This is a genomic window from Protofrankia symbiont of Coriaria ruscifolia (genome assembly GCF_900634745.1).
Lineage (GTDB): Bacteria > Actinomycetota > Actinomycetes > Frankiales > Frankiaceae > Protofrankia > Protofrankia californiensis.
Genome location: NZ_CAAAFR010000040.1, coordinates 30,474 through 50,560 on the forward strand (window position 1 = coordinate 30,474; position 20,087 = coordinate 50,560).

At 67.9% G+C, this 20,087-nt stretch carries 21 protein-coding genes; 11 read left to right on the top strand and 10 right to left on the bottom strand.

All coding sequences use genetic code 11. The annotated features are described in order from the left end of the window. Positions 1-62: 62 nt before the first annotated feature. The 7 genes from CV1CTNOD_RS26310 to CV1CTNOD_RS05915 all read right to left on the bottom strand — a co-directional run bounded on the left by CV1CTNOD_RS26310 (position 63) and on the right by CV1CTNOD_RS05915 (position 8,813). Complete coding sequence (locus tag CV1CTNOD_RS26310; RefSeq protein WP_242606406.1) at positions 63-368, bottom strand: hypothetical protein; 306 nt, start codon at positions 366-368, stop codon at positions 63-65. 399 nt (positions 369-767) lie between these two features. Beyond that, complete coding sequence (locus CV1CTNOD_RS05890) at positions 768-1,739, bottom strand: NAD-dependent epimerase/dehydratase family protein (RefSeq protein WP_131785183.1); 972 nt, start codon at positions 1,737-1,739, stop codon at positions 768-770. A gap of 14 nt (positions 1,740-1,753) precedes the next feature. Next, a complete protein-coding gene (locus tag CV1CTNOD_RS05895) occupies positions 1,754-3,220 on the bottom strand; it encodes a helix-turn-helix domain-containing protein (protein ID WP_131785155.1) in 1,467 nt (488 codons plus the stop codon). A gap of 277 nt (positions 3,221-3,497) precedes the next feature. Then, positions 3,498-3,698 (bottom strand): hypothetical protein, encoded by a 201-nt coding sequence (locus tag CV1CTNOD_RS05900; RefSeq protein WP_165485332.1) that lies wholly within the window; start codon positions 3,696-3,698, stop codon positions 3,498-3,500. A 201-nt stretch (positions 3,699-3,899) separates the two neighbouring features. Next, complete coding sequence (locus tag CV1CTNOD_RS05905) at positions 3,900-4,586, bottom strand: NUDIX hydrolase (RefSeq protein ID WP_207386220.1); 687 nt, start codon at positions 4,584-4,586, stop codon at positions 3,900-3,902. Positions 4,587-4,792: 206 nt separating this feature from the next. Further along, positions 4,793-6,268, bottom strand: coding sequence for a nicotinate phosphoribosyltransferase (locus tag CV1CTNOD_RS05910; protein WP_131785156.1), 1,476 nt, complete (start codon positions 6,266-6,268; stop codon positions 4,793-4,795). 70 nt (positions 6,269-6,338) lie between these two features. Then, entirely contained in the window at positions 6,339-8,813 is a 2,475-nt protein-coding gene (locus tag CV1CTNOD_RS05915) for a putative bifunctional diguanylate cyclase/phosphodiesterase (protein WP_131785157.1), read from the bottom strand. 1,186 nt (positions 8,814-9,999) lie between these two features. Here CV1CTNOD_RS05915 and clpS point away from each other — a divergent pair. From clpS to rdgB, 9 genes are all read left to right on the top strand, one after another. After that, positions 10,000-10,299, top strand: a complete 300-nt coding sequence (gene clpS, locus CV1CTNOD_RS05920; RefSeq protein ID WP_206442995.1) for an ATP-dependent Clp protease adapter ClpS — start codon at positions 10,000-10,002, stop codon at positions 10,297-10,299. Positions 10,300-10,540: 241 nt separating this feature from the next. Continuing rightward, on the top strand, positions 10,541-11,077 hold the full coding sequence (locus CV1CTNOD_RS05925) for a DUF2017 domain-containing protein (protein ID WP_131785158.1): 537 nt from the start codon (positions 10,541-10,543) through the stop codon (positions 11,075-11,077). 142 nt (positions 11,078-11,219) lie between these two features. Next, positions 11,220-11,624 carry a Mov34/MPN/PAD-1 family protein gene (locus tag CV1CTNOD_RS05930; protein WP_131785159.1) on the top strand — a complete coding sequence of 135 codons (405 nt, stop codon included), beginning with the start codon at positions 11,220-11,222 and terminating at the stop codon, positions 11,622-11,624. Positions 11,625-11,852: 228 nt separating this feature from the next. Continuing rightward, positions 11,853-12,218, top strand: coding sequence for a MoaD/ThiS family protein (locus CV1CTNOD_RS05935; RefSeq protein ID WP_131785160.1), 366 nt, complete (start codon positions 11,853-11,855; stop codon positions 12,216-12,218). Positions 12,219-12,238: 20 nt separating this feature from the next. Further along, positions 12,239-13,186: a PLP-dependent cysteine synthase family protein gene (locus CV1CTNOD_RS05940; RefSeq protein ID WP_131765742.1), complete on the top strand. Its 948-nt coding sequence runs from the start codon at positions 12,239-12,241 to the stop codon at positions 13,184-13,186. 566 nt (positions 13,187-13,752) lie between these two features. Beyond that, a complete protein-coding gene (locus CV1CTNOD_RS05945; protein WP_131785161.1) occupies positions 13,753-14,220 on the top strand; it encodes a hypothetical protein in 468 nt (155 codons plus the stop codon). Next, entirely contained in the window at positions 14,217-14,963 is a 747-nt protein-coding gene (locus CV1CTNOD_RS05950) for an MBL fold metallo-hydrolase (protein ID WP_131785162.1), read from the top strand. Before CV1CTNOD_RS05945 ends, CV1CTNOD_RS05950 begins: the two co-directional genes overlap by 4 nt. Positions 14,964-15,223: 260 nt before the next feature. Beyond that, positions 15,224-15,982: a ribonuclease PH gene (gene rph / locus CV1CTNOD_RS05955; protein WP_131785163.1), complete on the top strand. Its 759-nt coding sequence runs from the start codon at positions 15,224-15,226 to the stop codon at positions 15,980-15,982. Between the two features lie 185 nt (positions 15,983-16,167). Next, positions 16,168-16,773 carry an RdgB/HAM1 family non-canonical purine NTP pyrophosphatase gene (gene rdgB / locus CV1CTNOD_RS05960; protein ID WP_242606409.1) on the top strand — a complete coding sequence of 202 codons (606 nt, stop codon included), beginning with the start codon at positions 16,168-16,170 and terminating at the stop codon, positions 16,771-16,773. A gap of 737 nt (positions 16,774-17,510) precedes the next feature. On the opposite strand, the gene CV1CTNOD_RS05965 is transcribed toward rdgB, so the two are convergent. Then, positions 17,511-17,837 carry a DUF6247 family protein gene (locus CV1CTNOD_RS05965; RefSeq protein ID WP_131785165.1) on the bottom strand — a complete coding sequence of 109 codons (327 nt, stop codon included), beginning with the start codon at positions 17,835-17,837 and terminating at the stop codon, positions 17,511-17,513. A 95-nt stretch (positions 17,838-17,932) separates the two neighbouring features. On the opposite strand from CV1CTNOD_RS05965, the gene CV1CTNOD_RS05970 reads away from it, so the two are divergent. Continuing rightward, positions 17,933-18,385, top strand: coding sequence for a TIGR03668 family PPOX class F420-dependent oxidoreductase (locus CV1CTNOD_RS05970; protein WP_131785186.1), 453 nt, complete (start codon positions 17,933-17,935; stop codon positions 18,383-18,385). A gap of 101 nt (positions 18,386-18,486) precedes the next feature. Here the strand turns inward: CV1CTNOD_RS05970 and CV1CTNOD_RS24445 are convergent, their stop codons facing one another. After that, positions 18,487-18,624, bottom strand: coding sequence for a hypothetical protein (locus CV1CTNOD_RS24445; protein ID WP_165485333.1), 138 nt, complete (start codon positions 18,622-18,624; stop codon positions 18,487-18,489). Between the two features lie 258 nt (positions 18,625-18,882). After that, positions 18,883-19,077: a hypothetical protein gene (locus CV1CTNOD_RS24450; RefSeq protein WP_165485334.1), complete on the bottom strand. Its 195-nt coding sequence runs from the start codon at positions 19,075-19,077 to the stop codon at positions 18,883-18,885. Between the two features lie 133 nt (positions 19,078-19,210). On the opposite strand from CV1CTNOD_RS24450, the gene CV1CTNOD_RS05985 reads away from it, so the two are divergent. Further along, entirely contained in the window at positions 19,211-20,038 is an 828-nt protein-coding gene (locus CV1CTNOD_RS05985) for an alpha/beta hydrolase (RefSeq protein ID WP_131785166.1), read from the top strand. Positions 20,039-20,087 lie beyond the last annotated feature (49 nt).

Here is a 20,087-nt window from a genome sequence, read left to right on the forward strand (position 1 = left end):
AGAGCTGTTTGCCCGGATGATCGGGTGTCGCCGGGCCGACGTCCGGGTACGCCTGAGTTGCTTCAGACGGGTCGTCGCTGATGAGGTGGGGCAAGTGTGAGCATTGCAGGACTTCTCATGGCACACCCGTGAATGTTACCAATGTCGTCGATGTCATAGTCCTGCTCAATCTGTTGCCAGCACGTGAACTCACAGCGTTCCGCCCACAGCCGCCGGCCGATCCGGTTGCGGCGGTCTTCGATCTCCAGCGGGGCGAGCACGCCACCCAGTGCCGCCTGCAGGTGAGCCCAGTCGTGCGCGGCATCCCACGTCGCAAATGACCCCAGATGCTCCCCGTCATAGTCGTAGACGTGATATGGACGGCCCACAGGCACCTCCTTTAATGATCTTGATGTCTCTGGACGTGCAGGAGGCCGTGCTCCCGCATCCTTCGTTTGCGCATCCAGGACGGCGAGGTTGCGATATGCCCAGGTTTAACTAGAACCACTGGTTTCGTCCAAGGACGAGAGGTCATAGCCGATGCCGGACGCGCATGATCGGAAGACTGTGATGCTCGAGCTTCGACACGAAGCCGCGACATTGAAGCTCCGAACCGGACCCGCCGGAGAGGCCGTCATGGCCGCCCCCACTGGTCCATAATGCCCGTCCATCGTGCCGTGGGACCCCTAAACGTCGCAACCCGGCCCCGAGAGCTGCCCCGAAGTGAGGCTACTGTGACGAAACTATCGCTATAAGTCGTCTGACAGGGAAGGCGGCCGGAAGCGCGATCATCTGGACGTGGCGTTGGCCGACGCCCGCGAGGTCGCCGCGTCCCAGGCGTCGGCAACGATCCTGTCGATGGTCGAGCGGGTGCACTGCCATCCCAGCTCCACCCGGATGCGGTCGCTGTCCGCGACGAGCACGGGCGGCTCCGCCGCTGGCGGACGGTGTACCCGCCGCAGCGCACGACCGGTGACCCGTTCTACCGCGTCGAGGACGTCGACGACACTGACCCCGACGCCCGTGCCGACGTTGAAGACCTTGCTGCGGCCGGGCCGGACGGCGTCCAGGGCCGCGAGGTACGCCTCGGCCATGTCGGCCACGTGCACGTACTCGCGGATCACCGCCCCGTCCCCGTTGACGTGGAAGAGCTCGGAGCGCCCGGAGGCCACTGCCAGCGCCGCCGGGATGATCCGGCTCTGGTCGTTGTCGGCGTGCCGCCCCGCGGCACCCGCGACGTTGAAGGAGCGCAGCACCACCGCGCCGATCCCACCGGTCGCGGCCTGGTGGACGACGATCTGTTCGGCGGCGAGCTTGGAGGCTCCGTAGGGGTGGGTCGGTGCCTGGGGCGCGGTCTCCGGGATGGGCTGGATCTCCGGCACGCCGTAGACTGCGCAGGTCGACCCCAGGACGACGACCGGCGCGATCCCGCAGACCTCGGTACCGCGTTCGAGCAGACGCAGCAGGTTCACGGTTCCCGTCACGTTCACCGCGAAGTACCGCAACGGGTCGTACTGTGACTCGCGCACCCGGGTCAGGGCGGCGAGGTGGCAGACCGCGTCGAACCCACGGTCGAGCCGGGCGACCTCGAGTTCGTGGACGTCCACCAGGTCGGCGGCGATGACCTCCACCCCCGGCGCGAACTGCGGACACGACCGCTCGGAGCGGACGAGCGCGGTCACCTGATGGCCCGCGGCGGCCAGGGTGTCGGTGACCGCCCCGCCGATGAAACCGGCCGCGCCGGTCACAAGAACACGCACGATGTCGACGGGGCTCAGGAAGCGAGCCGCATGCGCAACCCCGGAAGCAGCGTCTCGCGATGGCGCCACGCGAGCTCCAGACAGGCTGCTGCCGAGGGGGCGAGCGGTTCGTGTTCGATCAGCCGGCGGACAGCCGCGTGGGTGAACGGGATGCCCTCCGACGCCCGCCGATGCGGACCTGTGGTGACCACGGATCCTTCGGCGTTCACCGGGACCATCCCGGCGAACAGCGAGTCGAACACGTCGGCGTCCACAACCACGACTGTGAGGATCTCACCGAACAGCGTGAGCGCGTCGACACCCATGCCGAAGTACCAGACGCGGACGCAGCCGGACTGCCGGGCCCGCTGCAGGGAACGGAAAGGTTCGTCGTTGTCGTAGTCGATCAGGGAGGAGCCGCTGCCGTCGTGCTCGGCATTGCCGAGCAACTCCTCGCTCAGCTCGCGCATGATGTTGCGCCAGAGGTCGAAGTCGGTCTCGTGGTGGCACGGGGAGATCCCGGACGGTTGGAACACCCCGGCCGGCAGCACGTGGTATACGCCGCCGGCGGTCGCCACCGAGCCGGCGCTGCGGCGGTGCAGCATGAAGCTCGCCCGGGTCTGGTCGTGGCGGATGGTCAACGTGTTGATGGACGGCAAGGTGACCCGCCGCCCGAGATCGAACGGATCACCTATGCGGCGCCGGAACGGCAGCACAGGCCAGGACAGCCCACCGCCGAGCATGGCCGCGGCCGTTTCGTGGGCGACCGACTCGCACACGTCGAGGGCGTCGAAATAGGTGGTGTGACCGAAGGTCAGCCGCGATCCGTCCGGCTCGGAGTGGGCGGTCTCGAGCATGCGGAAGCTCAGCCGGTTCTCGAAGAGCGTGGGCCGGTCGAGATCGCGCATGGCCCGGGTGTACGTCCCGAAGGTGGACCCGCCGTCGGTCAGCGGGCGAAGGTGCTCGGTGTCGGCGCCTGCTCCCGAGACGGTCGGCGGGGTGACCGCATCGGACCACTCCAGCCCGATGTCGGCGAGGTCGACCGGCTCGTCCCACATCCAGCCGGGCCGGGTCAGCAGGCCGTTGCCGAGCCGGTAGGGCTCCGGATACAGCTGGGCGGCGGTCCGGGCCAGGCTGATCCGATGGTGGTTGAGGTAGTCGCGCGTCAGGCGCCAGGTACGTTGACTCGCCGCGATCCGCTCGTCCAGCGGATCGGCGGAGGCGGTGTCCCGGCGGCCTTCGACCAGGGAACCCGCGGCCAGGCCCACGTCCTCCGGTGACAGCGACAGCCGGCGGGCGATGTGACGCAGCGTGGAGATGTCGTGGATGGCGCGCCGGCCGCTTTCGACCTTGGAGACATAGGACTGGTCGAAGCCGAGCCGTTCGGCGAGTTGTTGCTGGGTGAGACCGAATGTCTGCCGGTAGGAGCGGAGAAGGAGCCCCACGCCGGTCGGTCGCGATGCCTGGTGCGGAGGCGTCCACAGCCATGGTTGACCAGTCACCCGCGATCCTTTCGTCCAGCTTCGGGGTTACTGGAAGTGAGCATAGCCAGTCGGCCAACTGATAGCTCATAGCCACAAAAGGGTTGCTTCTGGTACAACGAAAATGTTGCTTCCGGTGAAGTGAATCACACGTTCCGCTGACAATCTATTGAGGGCGATCGAGAAGGACGGGGTGTCGCGAGCCGGGCAGTCCTATTCTTCGGCCGTTTCGAGGTTTCCCGGCCCGCTCCGGAGATCTTGATCGGGCCCCAGCCGGCCAAAGGCCGCACGATATGGATCATCGGTTCACGACGCCGTCAGCGAGATCGAAGAAGACCACGACGACGATCAGCAGGATGATCCAGCGGAGGAGTCCCAAGCGGCTCCAGAGCTCACGTGCGAGGCTCCGTCCGGCGCGGCGGCCCAGTACCAGGAGCGCGAACAGCGTGCCGCCGACAACGACGAGAAATATTCCTGCATTACTGGCATCGGGATGCACGCCGACGATGATCCCAGGTGATCCCGTCGAGGGTGGGAAGCCGGGTCCGCCCGTGGCACAGCGACTGCGCCGCGGCCGGCTCAGCCGCGGCCGGCTCAGCCGCGGCCGGCTCAGCCGCGGCCGGCTCAGCCACGGTTGCCTGCGCCATGGTTGGCTGTCGGATCCCGGCCGGAACCCGCCGATCGACAACGGCGACGCCGCTCACACGGACCGGCGCAACAGCGGCGGGTGCAGGGCCGTCGCGGAGCCCCGCCGGTACAGCTCGGCCGGGCGTCCCCCACCGCGCGGCGCCGCGCGGGCGCCGACCGGCACCACGAATCCGGGGGCCGACAACACCTTGCGACGGAAGTTGGGGGGGTCGAGCGGGGCTCCCCAGGCCGCCTCGTAAACACGGCGGAGTTCGGCCAGGGTGAACGGCTCCTCGCAGAATGCGGCGGCGAGCGGGGTGTACTCCAGCTTGCTGCGGGCTCGTTCCACGCCGTCGGCGACGATCGTCGGATGGTCGAAGGCGAGGACCGGGCCGTCCGCAGAGCCCAGGTCCTCCACCGGCCACCAGCGTGCCGTCGGCCCGTCGCGATCGGCTCCCGGTGGGGGCGGCAGGTTCGGGAGCAGGGCGAGGTAGGCCACGCTGACGACTCGTGCCCGTGGATCGCGGTCCGGCCGTCCATAGGTGCGCAGTTGCTCAAGATGGCCGGAAGCGGCGACTCCGGTCTCCTCGGCGAGCTGCCGCCGGGCCGAGGAGTCCAGATCCTCGTCCACCCGGACGAAGCCACCGGGCAGTGCCCAGTCGTCCTGGAACGGTGGCGAGTTCCGCTGCGTGACCAGCACACAGAGCTGGCCGGAACGCAACGTCAGCAGAACGACATCGACAGTCACCGCGATCGACAGCGACCTGTCCGTGAGCGCGTCCGGGGACCGGTCAGCGGGGGCTCGGCCAGTCGGGACCCTGTCGACAGGGGGCGTGTCGGCGGGGTCCCTGCCGACCGGGGCGCCGTTCGATATGCCAGGTCTCACGATGCCCCAGTGTGCGGTCCAACCATGCCGACCGGGGCGCGGACTCGTACGAGAAGTGCTAACGCTGCCCGGGAGAAGTGCTAATGCCGTCTGGGTTGCCCGGGTTGCCCGGGTTGCGGCTCCGTCTGCTGTCCGGCGGTGATGACCGGTAGGCACGGTCCACCATAGGTGACGTGGAGCGCGTGCGTCGGCAGGGATGCCAGGGTCGCCTTGTGGTGGGCCCGAGCGGCGAGCAGACCCTGGGCGGCCGTCCCGGCGGTGTCCAGAACCTTTCCGCCGCGCACCAGCGGTACCAGCAGCGGCCGCTCCAGGCAGGGTGTGCCCGCGTCCGGACCGGGCGGGATCGGGATACGGCCGGCGCCACTGGCGGCGTCGGTACCGGTGGCAGAGCCGGGGCCGATCGGAGGTCCGGGAGGCCCGGATCCCCGGGTCGTTGTCGTGATCACGTCGGCGACCGCCGCCCCGTTCCGGTCGTGCCGGCGGGTCAGGTGTTTACGCCCGCCCCTGGTGCTCTTACCCACCGAGGCCTTTGCGACTGCTGCCCCGTCTACCTCGACGAGCTTGTAGACAAACCCTGTTGTCGGCGCGCCCGAACCGGTGACGAGCCTGGTGCCCACGCCGTAGCCATCCACCGGCGAGGTCGCGAGCGCGGCGATGACGTGCTCGTCGAGGTCCCCGGTCACGATGATGCGGGTGGCTTTCGCACCGAGACGGTCCAGTTGGGCACGGGTGGCCCGGGCCACCGCCGTGAGGTCGCCGCTGTCGAGGCGGACCGCGCCGAGCGCCGGTCCGGCCACCTCCACCGCGGTGGCGATCGCCGCCTGCACGTCGTAGGTGTCGACGAGGAGCGTCGTATCCGCTCCGAGCGCGGCGGTCTGGGCGATGAACGCCTCGCGTTCGGACGGATGGACAAGCGTGAATGCGTGCGCCGCCGTTCCGGTCGTGGGGATGCCCCAGCGCCGGCCCGCCTCCAGGTTCGAGGTGGCGGTGAACCCGACCAGGTAGGCGGCCCGGGCCGCGGCGACCGCCGCCTGCTCGTGGGCGCGGCGGGAGCCCATGTCGATGCACGGTCGGCCCGCGGCCGCGGCGACCATCCGGGCGCCCGCGCTGGCTATCGCACTGTCGTGGTTGAGCACGGACAGCACCAGGGTCTCCAGCAGGACGCATTCGGCGAAGGTGCCTTCGACGACCAGCACCGGAGTGTTCGGCATGAACGGTTCGCCCTCGGCGAGGCCGTGGATGTCCCCGCCGAACCGGTATCCGGCCAGGTAGTCCGCGGTCGTGTCGTCCACGATCCCGTTGCCGCGCAGGTAGGCGGTCTCGGCCGGGCCGAACCGGAACGCCGCGATCGCCTCCAGGAGGCGACTTGTACCGGCGATCACGCCGAACCGGCGCCCGGCTGGGAGGGCCCGGGTGAACACCTCGAAGACCACCCGCCGTGATGCCGCCCCGGAGCGCAGCGCGGCCCGCAGCATCGTCAGCTCGTACTGGTCGGTCAGCAGAGCTGTGGACGCCGGTGCGGGTGGCTGCACGGACGGCGATGTGAGCGTGGTCATCGCGACCACATTAGGACCTCAGCCGGATCCCATGCACGATCCTGGCGTATCGGGTCATCTCCGTATCGGATCATCTTCCGTCGGTCGCCGGGTGCGCCCTGCGGGCGTGCGCGGCGGTCCCTCTGCGTTCACCTGCGGGACGCCGGAACGGCAGCACGTCGGCTGATCGCGGGGTCGCCAGCCGGCCAGTATCCCGCAGCAGGGCGGTGGCCTGTTCAGCCGACCCCGGGGGGCTGATAAACGCCCCCTGGGCGAGATCGCAGCCGAGAACGGACAGAGCGCTGATCGTCTCACTGTCCTCGACGCCCTCGGCGACGACCCGCAGCCCGAGGTCGTGGGCCAGCGCGATCGTCGCTCGCACGATCGCGGAGTTGGCCCGGTCGCCGGAGAGGTTACGGACGAACGACTGGTCGATCTTCACCTCGTGCAGATCGAACTGTCCGAGCACGTTGAGTGCACAGTAGCCGGTACCGAAATCGTCCACGGCGAGACGCACCCCGAGGTCGTGCAATGCGGCCAGCGAGCGCACAGTTGTGGCGGATTCCATGACGACCGCCCGTTCGGTGATCTCCAGTGTGAGCGCCGACGCCGGCATTCTGTTCGCCAGCAGCAGCTGCGCGATCTCGGTGGCCAGGTCCGGTTCCAGAAGGTTACGCGCGAACAGGTTCACGGAAATGCCCACGCGAGCGCCGTCCGCACGCCACCGGCCACTCGCGGACAACGCCTCCCGCAGGACGGCGCGGGTGAAGTCGCCAATACGCCCGGACTGTTCCACGGCGCCGATGAAAGCGTCGGGAGCAAGGAGGCCGAGAACCGGATGGTTCCAGCGCGCGAGTGCTTCGAAAGCAACGATCCGGCCCGTTTCCAGGTCGATCTGCGGCTGATAGCACAGGCTTATGTCGCCCTGGTCGAGCGCGCCGTGCAGGTCTGCCATCAATGCCATGTGCGCCAGCGTGGAGGAATCCTCGTCGGCCCGGTAGCGTCGATAACCGCTGTGGGTCCTCTTGGCCTGGTACATGGCGACGTCCGCGCGGCGCAGCAGTTCGTCGACGGTTTCGCCGTCCTCGGGGAGGCAGGCGATACCGACGGACGCCTCGACCGAGAGCATCATTCCCTCGACGCTGACCGGGCGGGCCAGCATCCTGGTGAGTGCGGACGCGATGGTTTCGGCGGCCTCGGCATCACGGATCCCGGTCAGCAGCACGGCGAACTCGTCCCCGCCGATCCGGGTCACCAGATCGCCCGCGCGGACGCTGCGCCGCAGCCGTTCGGCGATCCCGCGCAGCAGCTGGTCACCGGCGTCGTGCCCGAGGGTGTCGTTGACGTCCCGGAACCGGTCGAGGTCGACGAGCAGCAGGGCGAAGCGCGGTCCGGCGGCGGTGGTGGCGATCGCCTGGGCGGTGCGTTGCTGGAGCATCCGCCGATTGCCCAGGTCAGTGAGGGCGTCGTGGAATGCCTGGTCGTGGGCTTCGGCGTAGGTGCTGGCGTTCGTGACCGCAAGTGCCACCAGGTTCGCGAACGCGGCGAGGACGGCCTGGTCGTGCTCCCTCCACGGGGCCGGCCGGGCGAAGTGCAGCCGCAGCACCCCGACCTGCCCGGAAGGCCCGGTGAGGGTGGTGGCGACGTCGTCGGCTCCCCGCGGGCACCCGGTTGGCTGCGCCGGCGTCGTCGGCACAGACGCGGCGACCGGGGTGACGACCGGGGTGACGACGAGCTCCACACCGTCCGGCCGGAAGATCTCATAGGCGATCTCGGTCGCTCGAGCCTCGATGGCCGTCCGGTCCAGAATGGCGAGATCCTTCGCGGCCGCGTTGAGTTGCCGCCAGCGGTCACGCTGCTGGGCCGAGTCGACCTGCATCCGATAGACCATCACCAGACCCACCAGGATCGGCGGGAGGACGATCAGAGTCACCGGGCTGGTGTAGGCGAGCGCGACGGCTCCGCAGCCGACCGCGATGCCGCCGGCCGCGATCACGGTGCTGATGCCCATGGTCTCGCGCAGGGTCCGGCGCAGCGGCATCCCCCTCACCGCGGAGATCACCATGGACACGGACAGGCTGGTCCACAGGCAGACCGTGAGACCGGCCGGAGCAGCGAGCGCGATCGCGGCGCCCTCCAGATGCCCGGCGCGCCCGCCCAGCAGCCATAGGACACCTGCCGCGACCGCGGTGCCGATGGTGGCGCTGGCCCCGTTGAACAGCACCTTCACCGGCGACCTGCGCAGGACGGCGTGCATGATCGGGACCGCGGCCGCGCTGATCGTGATGAGCTGGGGGGCGGGCAGCAGCGCCAGCCCGATGACCACGCCGGCCTCGCTGAGGTCGTAGTCGCCGGTGTGGTGCCCCGAGCGGACCCGCAGCAGGGGTATCGGGCCGATTGCGATGCAGGCGATCCCGAGGGCCAGCCGCCACCACGAGACCGGTTCAGGCGCGTCCAGCAGGCGGCTCAGGCAGCTCGCGGTCACGGCCGTCGCGGTACACGTGACCACGACGAGCACCAGGAGGTACCTGGACGGTATGAACCGTGCGCACGTGCCGACGGCCATATGGGCTCCCGTCCTGCCTGCGGAGGTTGCACGATCGGACCACCGGGGTTACGCCGCCTGGGGTGGCGGCGCCCCCGGTGTCTCCTAATCCTGACGCTACGGACATCCTTCACTACGCCCCGATCATGTACTACGCGGCGGGGGCGCGGCGAGCTGATGCCGATATTGCGAGGAGCTGCCGAAGCACACCCGTCCGACTTGTGTGCCGACGCCCCGTTAGCCGGATCGGACGTCGTCGTTCAGCAGCCGGTGGCCGGCTCCCGCGAGCCGGCTGCCGGCCGGTCTCATTTCTGGTTTCCGGCTCTGGCTTCCGCGGACCGGCCCGACCGGCCCGACCGGTAGTGGTGGCACGGCGAACGCCGCCGACACCATACGACAGCGGTTCTCAGCCCCAACTGACACCATTCATGCCCTCTTCCTTTCCGGTCGGTGGCGGTGGTTGTCCGCCGGGAGTTGTCGGGTGACGCTGGTGCGTGTGTGATGCGTTCTGTGCCGCATTTCGTTCTGGTTTCAGCCCCAGCTGACACCGTTGTTCATGGCGGCCTACTCCTCTCCGCTGCTGGCCCGGCCCGCCGGATTTTTCTGAATTCGTACGGATATAGTCAAAAAAGGCCATATATGAGCAATGGGTTCGTGCGTACGGCTTGGTCACAGCGGGACGTCGGCGTTCTTGTCACTATCTGTAGGCAAGAGTCCGAGGTGTCGTGCGACGGGCTTGGGCGGCTATCGAAGAGGTCTTTTGTATTGAGCAACGAACCGTGACTAAAAAGATAGCCAAATCAGGACCGAATACAACTAAATACACCATTTCGGTTACCTGCTGTTAGGGTATGGGCGTATCTGTCGCACCCACACCGTGGTCTTCGTGGCGGTCGACAGCTCGTCCCCGTACGCTTGCTGGTAACTGACGGTGTTCGCCGTCCCGTAGGGCGCGCCGCCTTGCCGTGCCGGCTTCGGCACGGCCGGCCGCTCGGCCGCCAGCCGGCCGCTCGGCCGCCAGCCGGCCGCTCGGCCGCCAGCCCGCCGGACGGGACGCCCGGCGCGGTGCGCGGGGTGCGGTGTTCGTCCGTCGAAGCAGATCCAGATGGTTTCCGGTGAGGTCCGTATCTCGCCGATTGAAGATCAACTCAGGTTCTCCGCCCGTGCGTGGCGGCCCGGGGGGAAGCCGGCCCGTTGACGCGCCACAATGGAGGTCGTGTCACTCGCCACCGCCGCACCCGAAGACGTCCTGGACGCCGACGAGATCGCCGAGCGCGACCGGCCCTGGGTCACGATCGTGTGGAACGACCCCGTCAACCTGATGTCGTATGTGACTTATGTCTTTCAGAAGCTGTTCGGTTTCAGCCGGGAAAAAGCCAAGGCCCTCATGCTCGACGTGCACCACAAGGGACGGGCCACCGTCTCCTCCGGCACCCGGGAGGAGATGGAGCGTGACGCCACCCGTCTGCATGCCTACGGTCTGTGGGCCACAGTCGCGCAGGACTGAAGGGCCATCGGAAATACCCGGTCGGGTGAAGTGCCGCGCGGCGCGAGTCGGTGTCGGTCGCTGCGCTGCTGGAGGGCCGAAGGCAGCGCGATCATGCTTCTTTCGCGCTGCCGGGGCCCAAGTCCCCAGATTGCTGTGTGGGTACCACCGGTCGACCGGACTCCGGCCCATGTCCCGGCGAGTCCGGTCGATCACCTGATCGATCACCTGGTCGATCACTGCTGACCTTGGTTGGGAGAGCGTGTCCAACGGATTCAGTCGTACCGAGAACGGCATCGAGATAGTCCTCGGTCCGCTTCAGGCGACGTTGCTGGTCGAGCTGATCAGTCAGATCGACGCGCTGCTGGAGCCGCCGCCGGTGGCCGACCCGCTGGAGGCGATCGTCGGCCTGCGGGCCGTGCCCCCGGCAGCACCGGACGATCCGGCGGTGGCCCGGTTGCTTCCGGAGGCCTATCCGGACGACCCGGACGCCGCCGCCGACTACCGCCGCCGCACCTCCGACGACATCCGTGCGGGCAAGCGTGACGCCGCTCGCCGGGTGCTGGCCACCGTCCCGGCCACGGGTGGCCGAGCATTGCTCGACGACGACGCCGTCCAGGACTGGTTGATCACTCTCAATGACCTGAGGCTGGTTCTGGGCACCCGTCTCAACCTGACCGATGACGTCTCGGCCGATGCCCTGTACGAGGTCGAAAGCCAGGACCCGCGCCGACCCGTGGTCGAGGTGTACCTGTTCCTCGGCGACATGCAGGACCAGCTTGTCCACGCTCTGCTGTGACACGACCTGCGGTGATCCAGACGTCCGGCGGCGTGGCACCAAGGATCGCCAGGCGGGCAAAATCAGATCATGGGCAGGCATTCTTCGCCATGTAAGCGTGATCGTGGCTCGTGGTGGATGCCACTCGTCGTACCGTTGGCCCGTGCTGCGCATCGATCGAGCCGTGTATGAGGCCATCATCACCCATGCCCGGCGGGACCATCCCGACGAGGCCTGCGGGATCGTCGCGGGCCCGGCCGGATCGGACCGTCCGGAGCGGTTCGTGGCCATGGAGAACGCGGAGCGGTCACCGACGTTCTATCGGTTCGACTCCATGGAGCAGCTGCGGGTCTGGCGCGACATGGACGATCAGGACGAAGAGCCGATAGTGATCTATCATTCGCATACCGCCACCGAGGCATACCCGTCCCGCACGGACATCTCGCTGGCCTCGGAACCCGGTGCCCACTACGTCCTGGCCTCGACCCGTGACCCCGAGCGGATCGAGTTCCGGTCGTACCGCATCGTCGACGCAGTCGTGACAGAGGAGCCTGTGGAAATCGTCTGACTGTTCGCGACGTTGTGCCGGGTGCCGCGCGCAGCCGGAACACACCTATGACAGGACCCGGTACGAGACGGATCGACTCGGGGCACGGCACCGGCAGCCGGGGCGACAGACCGGGTGGTCTGTCGACATGCTGTCGCACCAGGGACGATGGATGTCGGATGGCTCGACCACGTACCGCGGCCCGAGCAAGACGGAAGAGCAAGCCGGAGCAAGACGGAGAGGAGCACCATGGCAGTCCAGGTCCGCGTGCCGACGATCCTGCGTAGCTACACGGGCGGGTCCAAGGTCGTCGAGGGCGTAGGGGACACGCTTGCAGCGTTGTTCATCGACATCGACAGCCGCTTCCCGGGTCTGCGGGGCCGGCTTATCGCCGACGCCGGCGAACTGCACCGCTTTGTGAACATCTACGTCAATGACGAAGATGTCCGCTTTCTCGGTGGTCTCGACGCAAAAATTGCCGACGGCGACAATGTGACCATCCTCCCCGCCGTCGCCGGCGGCTGCGCCATGATGCCGGCGACTTCGGGGGTGGGGACCATCCTCCCCGCCGTCGCCGGCGGCTGCGCCGTCATGCCGGCGACTTCGGGCGTCTGACAGGCGGGCCGGAAGAGCTCATGCGTTTCGACTCCCTGATGGACTCGGTTGGCCGTACCCCCCTGGTCGGCCTTCCCAGGCTTTCGCCGTCGCCGGACGTCCGGCTGTGGGCCAAGCTGGAGCAGGACAACCCCACCGGCTCGATCAAGGATCGAGCCGCGCTGTGGATGATCACGGACGGGGAGAAGCGTGGTCTGCTCACTCCCGGCGCCACCGTCCTCGAACCGACGTCGGGAAACACCGGCATCTCACTGGCCATGGTCTGCCGCCAGCGTGGCTACCGGCTGATCTGCGTGATGCCGGAGAACACCTCGACGGAGCGGCGGCAGCTGCTCACGATGTGGGGTGCCGAGATCGTGTACTCGTCCGCGACCGGCGGCTCCAACGAGGCCGTCGCCGTGGCCAAGCGGCTGGCCGCCGAACATCCCGACTGGGTGATGCTCTATCAGTACGGCAACCCGGCGAACGCGCAGGCGCACTACGAAACGACCGGTCCGGAACTCCTTGAGGATCTTCCGTCCATCACCCATTTCGTCGCGGGCCTGGGCACCACCGGGACGCTGATGGGTACCGGACGTTTCCTGCGCGAACGGGTCCAGGGCATCCGGATCATCGCTGCGGAGCCCCGGTACGGCGAGATCGTGTATGGCCTTCGCAACATTGACGAGGGGTTTATCCCCGAGCTCTACGACGAGAGCGTGCTCACCACTCGTATCTCGGTAGGCCCGAAAGAGTCACTGCGGCGGACCCGGCAGATGGTCGAGGAGGAGGGGATCTTTGCCGGGATCTCGACCGGTTGCATCCTGCATGCGGCACTGATCGAGGCGGACAAGTGCGTGCGCGCCGGGCAGCGTGCCGACATCGCCATCGTCGTCTGTGACGGAGGGTGGAAGTACCTGTCCACCGGCGCGTACGCGGGCACGCTAGAGGAGGCCGAAGCCGCACTTGAGGGTCAGCTCTGGGCGTGACCGGGGACCCGGCGGGAGCGGTCCCGTCGGCGTACCCGGCAGCGATGTGGCAATAATCATGATTTTTCTCCCACGTCTCAGGATGTGCCCTGATGTGCCCTGATGCACCCCGATACCGACTCGTCCGGGCTGTCCAAAATTCGACATGAGTTTCGTGACCACTGCCACAGGGTCGGAACCGGATTTCGGGCTTAGTCTGATCGCTCATGAGCGGCGCGCCCATCGGGGTATTCGGCAGCGCAGGCGGCAGTCATGCCGTCGCGACCGTGATCCCCGATCAGCTCCCAATCGAACCCCTCCACTTCGCCGGTGACAGGCGAAGCGTTTCAGGCCGAGCGCAACCGGTGGCTGCGGTTGTCACGCCCGCACGAGCCGCGGCCTGCCCCACGGTCCCGTCCCGGTTGCGTGCACTCGGGGCGCGTCACCGCACCCGAGCCGGTGAGATGATCTCTGTGCCCACCGGCCGGTCCGCAGCGTCCGGATCACCGAAGGCGGCGCGATCATGTTTTTCTCGCGCTGCCGGAGGCCTGAGTCCCCGGGTTATGGAGCGCGGCGGCAGGGCTGGTGTGATCGCGCACGCTGCCCGTGGCGTCCACGCGGGCGTTGCGCTCCCGACGTCTTCCCGCCCGCCGGTTTTCCAGGGTGCGGCCGGCTACCGGCCCGCCCCTGGGGATCAAGAAGAAGACCTCGGCTCGAGGAGTCGGTTGTTCCGCGGCTGGATCAAGGCTTGTCCGGCGCTATTTCAAGAAGTCGATGTGTACACATTGATCCCGATTTCTACTACCCATCACCTTTTGTTGACCGGCGTCATCGGCTTTGTCATGGGAGAGGGCGTCACATTGACGAGTAGCGCAGAAACCGCGAAGAACGACTACCGGCAGTCCGGCCGGCGCAGAGTGCTCGATGATCCGGGCCTGCCCGGATCGGTTCACCGCCGGTGCGTGGCGGCCGGCCCGCGGCCTGTGCCGGTGGCATCGATGGCATCGGCGGTGCGGGCCGCATCGGCGCTGACGGCATCGGCGGTGGCCCGATGAAGCTCACCATTCTGGGTTGTTCGGGAACCTATCCGGGGCCCCGGTCGGCATGTTCGTCCTATCTGGTGGAGTCCGACGGCTTCCGGCTGGTGCTGGACGCCGGGAACGGGTCCATGGGCGAACTGCAGCGGCACTGCGATCTGCGGGACATCGACGCGTTGCTCGTCTCTCACCTGCACGGTGACCACTGTCTCGATCTCGTGGTGAGTTCCTATGCCCGCCGTTACCATCCCGAGGGGATGCCTCCCAAACTGCCCGTCTACGGGCCCATCAACACCCAGGAAAGGCTGTGCGCGGCATTCGAGCGCTGGCCGGAGGATTCCCTCGCCGACATCTACGATTTTCGGACGATCAGCCCTGGGCGGCTGGACGTGGGTCCGTTCCGGATCGATCTGGAGAGGGTGGCGCACCCGGTCGAGGCATTCGGGATGCGGGTGACCGCGCAGGGGCGTTCCCTGACGTACTCCGGTGACACCAGCGCCTGCGACGAGCTGGTGCAGCTTGCCCGGGACACCGACCTGTTCCTTTGCGAGTCGGCCTTCCTCGACGTCCCGGACAACCCGCCCGGCGTTCACCTGTCGGGACGTGAAGCAGGCGAGCACGCCACCAAGGCGGGGGCGGGCCGTCTCGTGCTCACCCACCTCGTGCCGTGGGGAGATGCCGAACGCAGCCGCGAGGAGGCGGCCGGTGCCTTCGACGGTCCGTTGACCCTGGCCGAGACCGGAGCCGTCTACGAAATCTAGGACGCCTGTCTTCCGGATGGTGGTTTTCGGATGTCGCCGCGGGCGAAGATCCGGAAGACTCAAGTCCTGGGGTTACTGATCCGTGGACCTGGGGTGGCGTGCCCGGCATGGCTGCCGGGCACGCCTGACAACCCAGGTCCGCCGACGGGATGTTTGCCGGCGGAACGTTCGCCTGCCGGACGTTTTCACACGATTCACCGGTGACATCCGGTTGAACCTGACCGGTGCTGGGGTGCGTTTGCCCGGTAAGGTCAGTCGTCGTGAGACGTTCCGATGACAGGACATCCGGTGAGCTCCGCCCGGTGATGATTGTTCGCGGCTGGCAGGACCATGCCGAGGGCTCGGCTCTGATCGAGTTCGGGCGGACGCGGGTGCTGTGTGCCGCCTCGGTCACCGAAGGCGTCCCGCGTTGGCGTAAGGGCAGCGGGCTGGGCTGGGTGACCGCGGAGTACTCGATGTTGCCGCGGGCGACGAACACCCGCAATGACCGCGAGTCCGTGCGGGGGCGCATCGGTGGCCGCACGCATGAGATCTCCCGGCTCATCGGCCGCAGCCTGCGTGCCTGTATCGATCTCAAGACCCTGGGCGAGAACACGATCGCGATCGACTGTGACGTCCTGGTGGCTGACGGCGGTACCCGTACCGCATCCATCACCGGCGCGTATGTCGCGCTGTCGGACGCGTGCGGGTGGCTCGGCCGTCCGGACGCCCTGATCCGCAGTGTGGCGGCGGTCAGCGTCGGAGTCGTCGGTGGCCAGCCGGTGTTGGATCTCGCCTACGACGAGGACGCCGGTGCCGACACCGACATGAACGTGGTCTGCACCGGTGACGGCGGCTTCGTCGAGGTGCAGGGGACGGCCGAGGGCGTGCCGTTCGACCGGGTGATGCTCGACCAGTTGCTCGACCTGGCCGTCGGTGGGTGTGCGCAGCTGACCGAGATCCAGCGGGTGGCGCTGGAGGGTCCGCGGCCGGTTCCCTCCGGTGGGGCACGGTCGGCCGCCGGCTCGTCCGCCCGGTGACCCGTCCACCCGATGAATGGGCTGTGGTGAGTGGGTCCACGCACAGGGAGCCCGCGGGCAGCGGGCCCGGCGAAGGCGAGCTCGGTGAGAGAGGGCCTGGTGAGAGCCGGCTTGGTGAAAGCTATCTCGGTGAAGGCGGGCCCGGTGAAGGCCGGCCCGTTGAAAGCCGGGATGCGCCTCGGCGGGTGGTGCTGGCCAGCCGTAACGACGCCAAGCTCGTCGAGCTGCGCCGCATCCTCGCGGTGGCCGGACTCGCCGTCGAGCTCGTGGCGTTGCCGGACGGCCCGGACGTCCCCGAGACCGGTGCCACCTTCGCCGAAAACGCTCTGATCAAGGCCCGGGACGCGGCGCGGGTGACCGGCCTGCCCGCGGTCGCGGACGATTCAGGTCTGGCGGTCGATGCACTGGGCGGTATGCCCGGGGTGCTGTCCGCCCGCTGGTCCGGGCTGTTGCCCGGTGCCGGCCGGGCCGAGCGGGACGCCGCCAACAACGCGCTCGTGCTCGCCCAGCTGGCTGACGTCCCCGAGGAGCGCCGAGGTGCCGCCTTTGTGTGCGCGGCCGCGGTGGTGACACCGGATGGCGCCGAACAGGTCGTACACGGACAGATGTGCGGGCGGCTGGTGCGAGTACCCCGCGGGGACGGCGGTTTCGGCTACGACCCGCTGTTCCTGCCCGACGGGCAGAACCGGACCAGCGCGGAGCTCAGCCCGGCGGAAAAGGACGCCATCAGCCATCGGGGACGGGCCTTCGGCCAGCTCGCAGGCGTCCTGCGGGAGCTGTTGGCGATCTGACGGCTGCCGCGCGGTGTCCCACCGTGCTGTCCGGCCGTCCCACCGTGCTGTCCGGCCGCTCTACTCGCGTCGCCCTGTCCGTTCCGTCGCCCCGTCCGTTTGCATCGTGCGGCTGCCGGGCATGTCCGAAGCGTTTTGTGAGATCTTCCTGCGTCGGTATCCAAACACTTTCCGTGGCTGAGTCCCCAACGCTGAGCGGACGGCGGCGAAATCCGGCAAAAGATGTGGCTGTGGAGCGCATCAAACCGGGTACATGGATGCCAATCGCCGTGTAAGCTGGAACTACCTGTAATCGATCAGTGACTATTTGCTATCGGCAGGGTAGGTTAAGGACGCGGCTGAGGTGTCCGGGTCGTTCCCATCCGTCCCCGACTCGTGACACCCCAGTCGCGTCCTCGATCACCCTCGGTTGTTGGGCTCCGGCCGGCCGGCGATGCGCCCTTTCCGCGTCACCGGAAGCTCCGGTCCCTGAAGCCGGCGAGTCCTAAGTCCGCGGCTTCCTGAAGTCCCGGCGTCCCCGAGCCATCCTGGGCGTTCACTTCACATCGGAGAACCGGTACGGTGAACCGCCATTTCTCGACGATGCAGAGCATCACGAATGACGCAGAGCGTCATGCAAGTCTGACAGAGCATCATACAAGTCTGGTCTGGCAGAGCGTTACGCCGAGCTGGCCGGGTCGGCATAGACCACTGGTTCTTGCGTCTGCTGTCCGGGCCGTGTAATCGCCGGTTGACGGTCAGCCGATGGGGTCGCCGGACACCGTCCGGACACCGTCCGCCAGCCGGTGATGGTCGTCCACGTCGATCACCTGCCGGATCTCCGGATTCGCCCCCTGCCGGATCTCCGGATTTGCGCACAGCACCGCGGCCGGCCACCACCGTTCGACCACGTTCTGGACGGCGTCCAGGTCGAACTGATCGTCGACATGGGCCAGTGCTGCCCGGAACTCCGCCTCGAACGCGGCCCGCTGGTCAGCGTCCAGAGCAGCGTGCACCGCGGACCCCGTCTTGTCCACCCGGATCCGCACCCCGTCCAGCGGGGCCGTCACGTCCGCATCAGCCATGTTTCCATTGTCGGGGTCCGGTCAGCCGCACCGCAGACGGGGCATACCACGCTCTCACCGTGATCGTAACCGGGCTCGTGGTCCACCCTGTCCAGATGAACCTGGACGCCGGTGAGGCGCGCGGTCGGTTTGCCGCCGCCAGGGTCGCTCGGCTCGCCACTGCGGACGCGTCCGGGCAGCCGCATCTGGTGCCCGTGACCTTCGCGCTCCACAACGACGCGATCGTTACCGCGGTGGACTATAAGCCCAAACGGTCGGCGGCCCTCAAACGCCTGGCCAATATCGCGGTCAATCCACGAGTCAGCCTGATCGCCGATTACTACGTCGAGGACTGGAAGGCGCTGTGGTGGGCGCGCGCAGACGGAGTCGCCCGCATTGTTGCGGACGGATCCGCCGCGGACGGATCCGCCGGCGAGAGATCCGCCTGGCATGACGCAATTGACCGGCTGGTGGCGAAGTACAGCCAGTACCAACAGCGTCGACCGGCCGGCCCGGTCATCCTGATCGACGTCCATCACTGGTCCGGCTGGGCTTACACCCCCGGATAACGCTCCAGATCTCCTGCGGGTCCGCGAACGGATAACCGTACCTGTCGCACCCGTCTCCGCACCACCGGCGTAGACCCGTTGCAGCGCGTCCAGATGGGCCGCTATGACGGCTCTTCGCCGTTGAGCCGAAGCCGCGTGGGGCTCACCGCGCTCATCGGACATACGCCACCGTCTCCGGCCTCGTCTGCCGCCGACAGCAACTGGTCGATCAAAGCCGCCAGCCGCAGCAGCGCATCCACACTGAGTATCGGCCCGCCAGCCGAGGCCTCGCCATCTTCAGGCGCACTGTGAGTGGTCGACTGAGATCGGTAACCGGCAGTTCAAGACCTACCTGCGTGGCCCGGGACGTGTCCTGCGCTCCCAGTTCCCCGACACCGTCTACCAGGAGATCTGGGGCTACCTGCTGACACACCACGCGATCAGCGCGCTGATCTGCGCCGCCGCGACAGCCGCCGGGATCGATCCCGACCGGATCAAGTTCAAACGCACCGTGAGGATCATCCGGGACCGGGCCACTGACCCGGCTTTTTCCCCCTGACGAACAGGCCCGCGTCCTCGACCGGATCACCGGTGACATCACCCGCCCAACCCGGCTCAACCAACGCCGCGAACGCAGCTACCCCCGCGTCGTCCGCCGCGCCCGCCACAACCATTACCCCGTCAAGAAACCCGGCCAGCACGGCACCCACCACCCCGCCGCACCCACCATCAGACTCGCCAACCCAACAAAACCCCAGGTCGCAGCTTGATCAAACTAGGTTAAGTGGCATTGGCTGTACCCCAGAAGATAGGGACGAACAGTCAGGCCAACGCCCAGGGAGTGCCATGCCCGTGTACGAGACCGTCACCTCGCTCCGCACGCTGGACGGGCTGCGCTTGGCGGCGACACTGACGACGCCCGAGGTGGCCGCCAACCGTGCCGTGGTCCTTGTCCACGGCGGCGGCGTCACCCGCGAGGAGGGTGGCTTTTTCACTCGCTTGGCGGCCGGGCTGGCGGAGGCAGGCGTGGCGTCACTGCGGTTCGACCTACGCGGCCACGGGGAGAGCGAAGGCCGGCAGGAGGAGCTGACGCTGTCGTCCATCCTCAACGACATCCGGGTGGCCCTGGCCGCGGTCCGGGAGGCCACCGGCGTCAGCCATGTGAGCCTGCTCGGCGCAAGCTTCGGCGGCGGCATCTGCGGCTACTACGCGGCGAAGCGGCCGGACGACGTGGTCCGGCTGGTGCTGCTCAACCCGCAGTTCAACTACAAGTGGCGCACCATCGACAGCCGGCCGTACTGGCACGACGACCACATCGACGACGAGGCCGCCAAGACGCTGAACGAGGAAGGTGCGATCATGTTCACGCCGACGCTCAGGCACGGCCGCCCCATCCTAAATGAGGTCTTCTGGCTGCGGCCGGACGAGGCCATCGGGGAGATCGCCGCGCCCACGCTGGTGGTGCACGGCACCAAGGACACGCTGGTGCCCATCGAGTCCACGCGGGCTGCCCTGGCCAAGTTCACGGCCGAACACCGCCTGGTGGAGGTGGAAGGCTCGCAGCACGGCTTCGCGGTCCATGATGATCCGCAGTACCTCCAGCCGCAGAGCCAGGAGTGGCAGGCCTTCGTGATCCGGACCGTGGCCGCGTGGGTGACGGCGCCGCAAGAGTAGATGCGAGCCGCTCGACTCAACCCTGCCCGTTCAACTACTCCACGCGGCA

What these genes read in the sequence shown, in the direction of transcription:
- CV1CTNOD_RS05910 (WP_131785156.1), bottom strand. Translation starts at nt 6,268, where the DNA reads ATGACCACGCTCACATCGCCGTCCGTGCAGCCACCCGCACCGGCGTCC.
- CV1CTNOD_RS05915 (WP_131785157.1), bottom strand. Translation starts at nt 8,813, where the DNA reads ATGGCCGTCGGCACGTGCGCACGGTTCATACCGTCCAGGTACCTCCTG.
- clpS (WP_206442995.1), top strand. Translation starts at nt 10,000, where the DNA reads ATGGAGGTCGTGTCACTCGCCACCGCCGCACCCGAAGACGTCCTGGAC.
- CV1CTNOD_RS05935 (WP_131785160.1), top strand. Translation starts at nt 11,853, where the DNA reads ATGGCAGTCCAGGTCCGCGTGCCGACGATCCTGCGTAGCTACACGGGC.
- CV1CTNOD_RS05940 (WP_131765742.1), top strand. Translation starts at nt 12,239, where the DNA reads ATGCGTTTCGACTCCCTGATGGACTCGGTTGGCCGTACCCCCCTGGTC.
- CV1CTNOD_RS05950 (WP_131785162.1), top strand. Translation starts at nt 14,217, where the DNA reads ATGAAGCTCACCATTCTGGGTTGTTCGGGAACCTATCCGGGGCCCCGG.
- CV1CTNOD_RS05965 (WP_131785165.1), bottom strand. Translation starts at nt 17,837, where the DNA reads ATGGCTGATGCGGACGTGACGGCCCCGCTGGACGGGGTGCGGATCCGG.
- CV1CTNOD_RS05970 (WP_131785186.1), top strand. Translation starts at nt 17,933, where the DNA reads ATGAACCTGGACGCCGGTGAGGCGCGCGGTCGGTTTGCCGCCGCCAGG.
- CV1CTNOD_RS05985 (WP_131785166.1), top strand. Translation starts at nt 19,211, where the DNA reads ATGCCCGTGTACGAGACCGTCACCTCGCTCCGCACGCTGGACGGGCTG.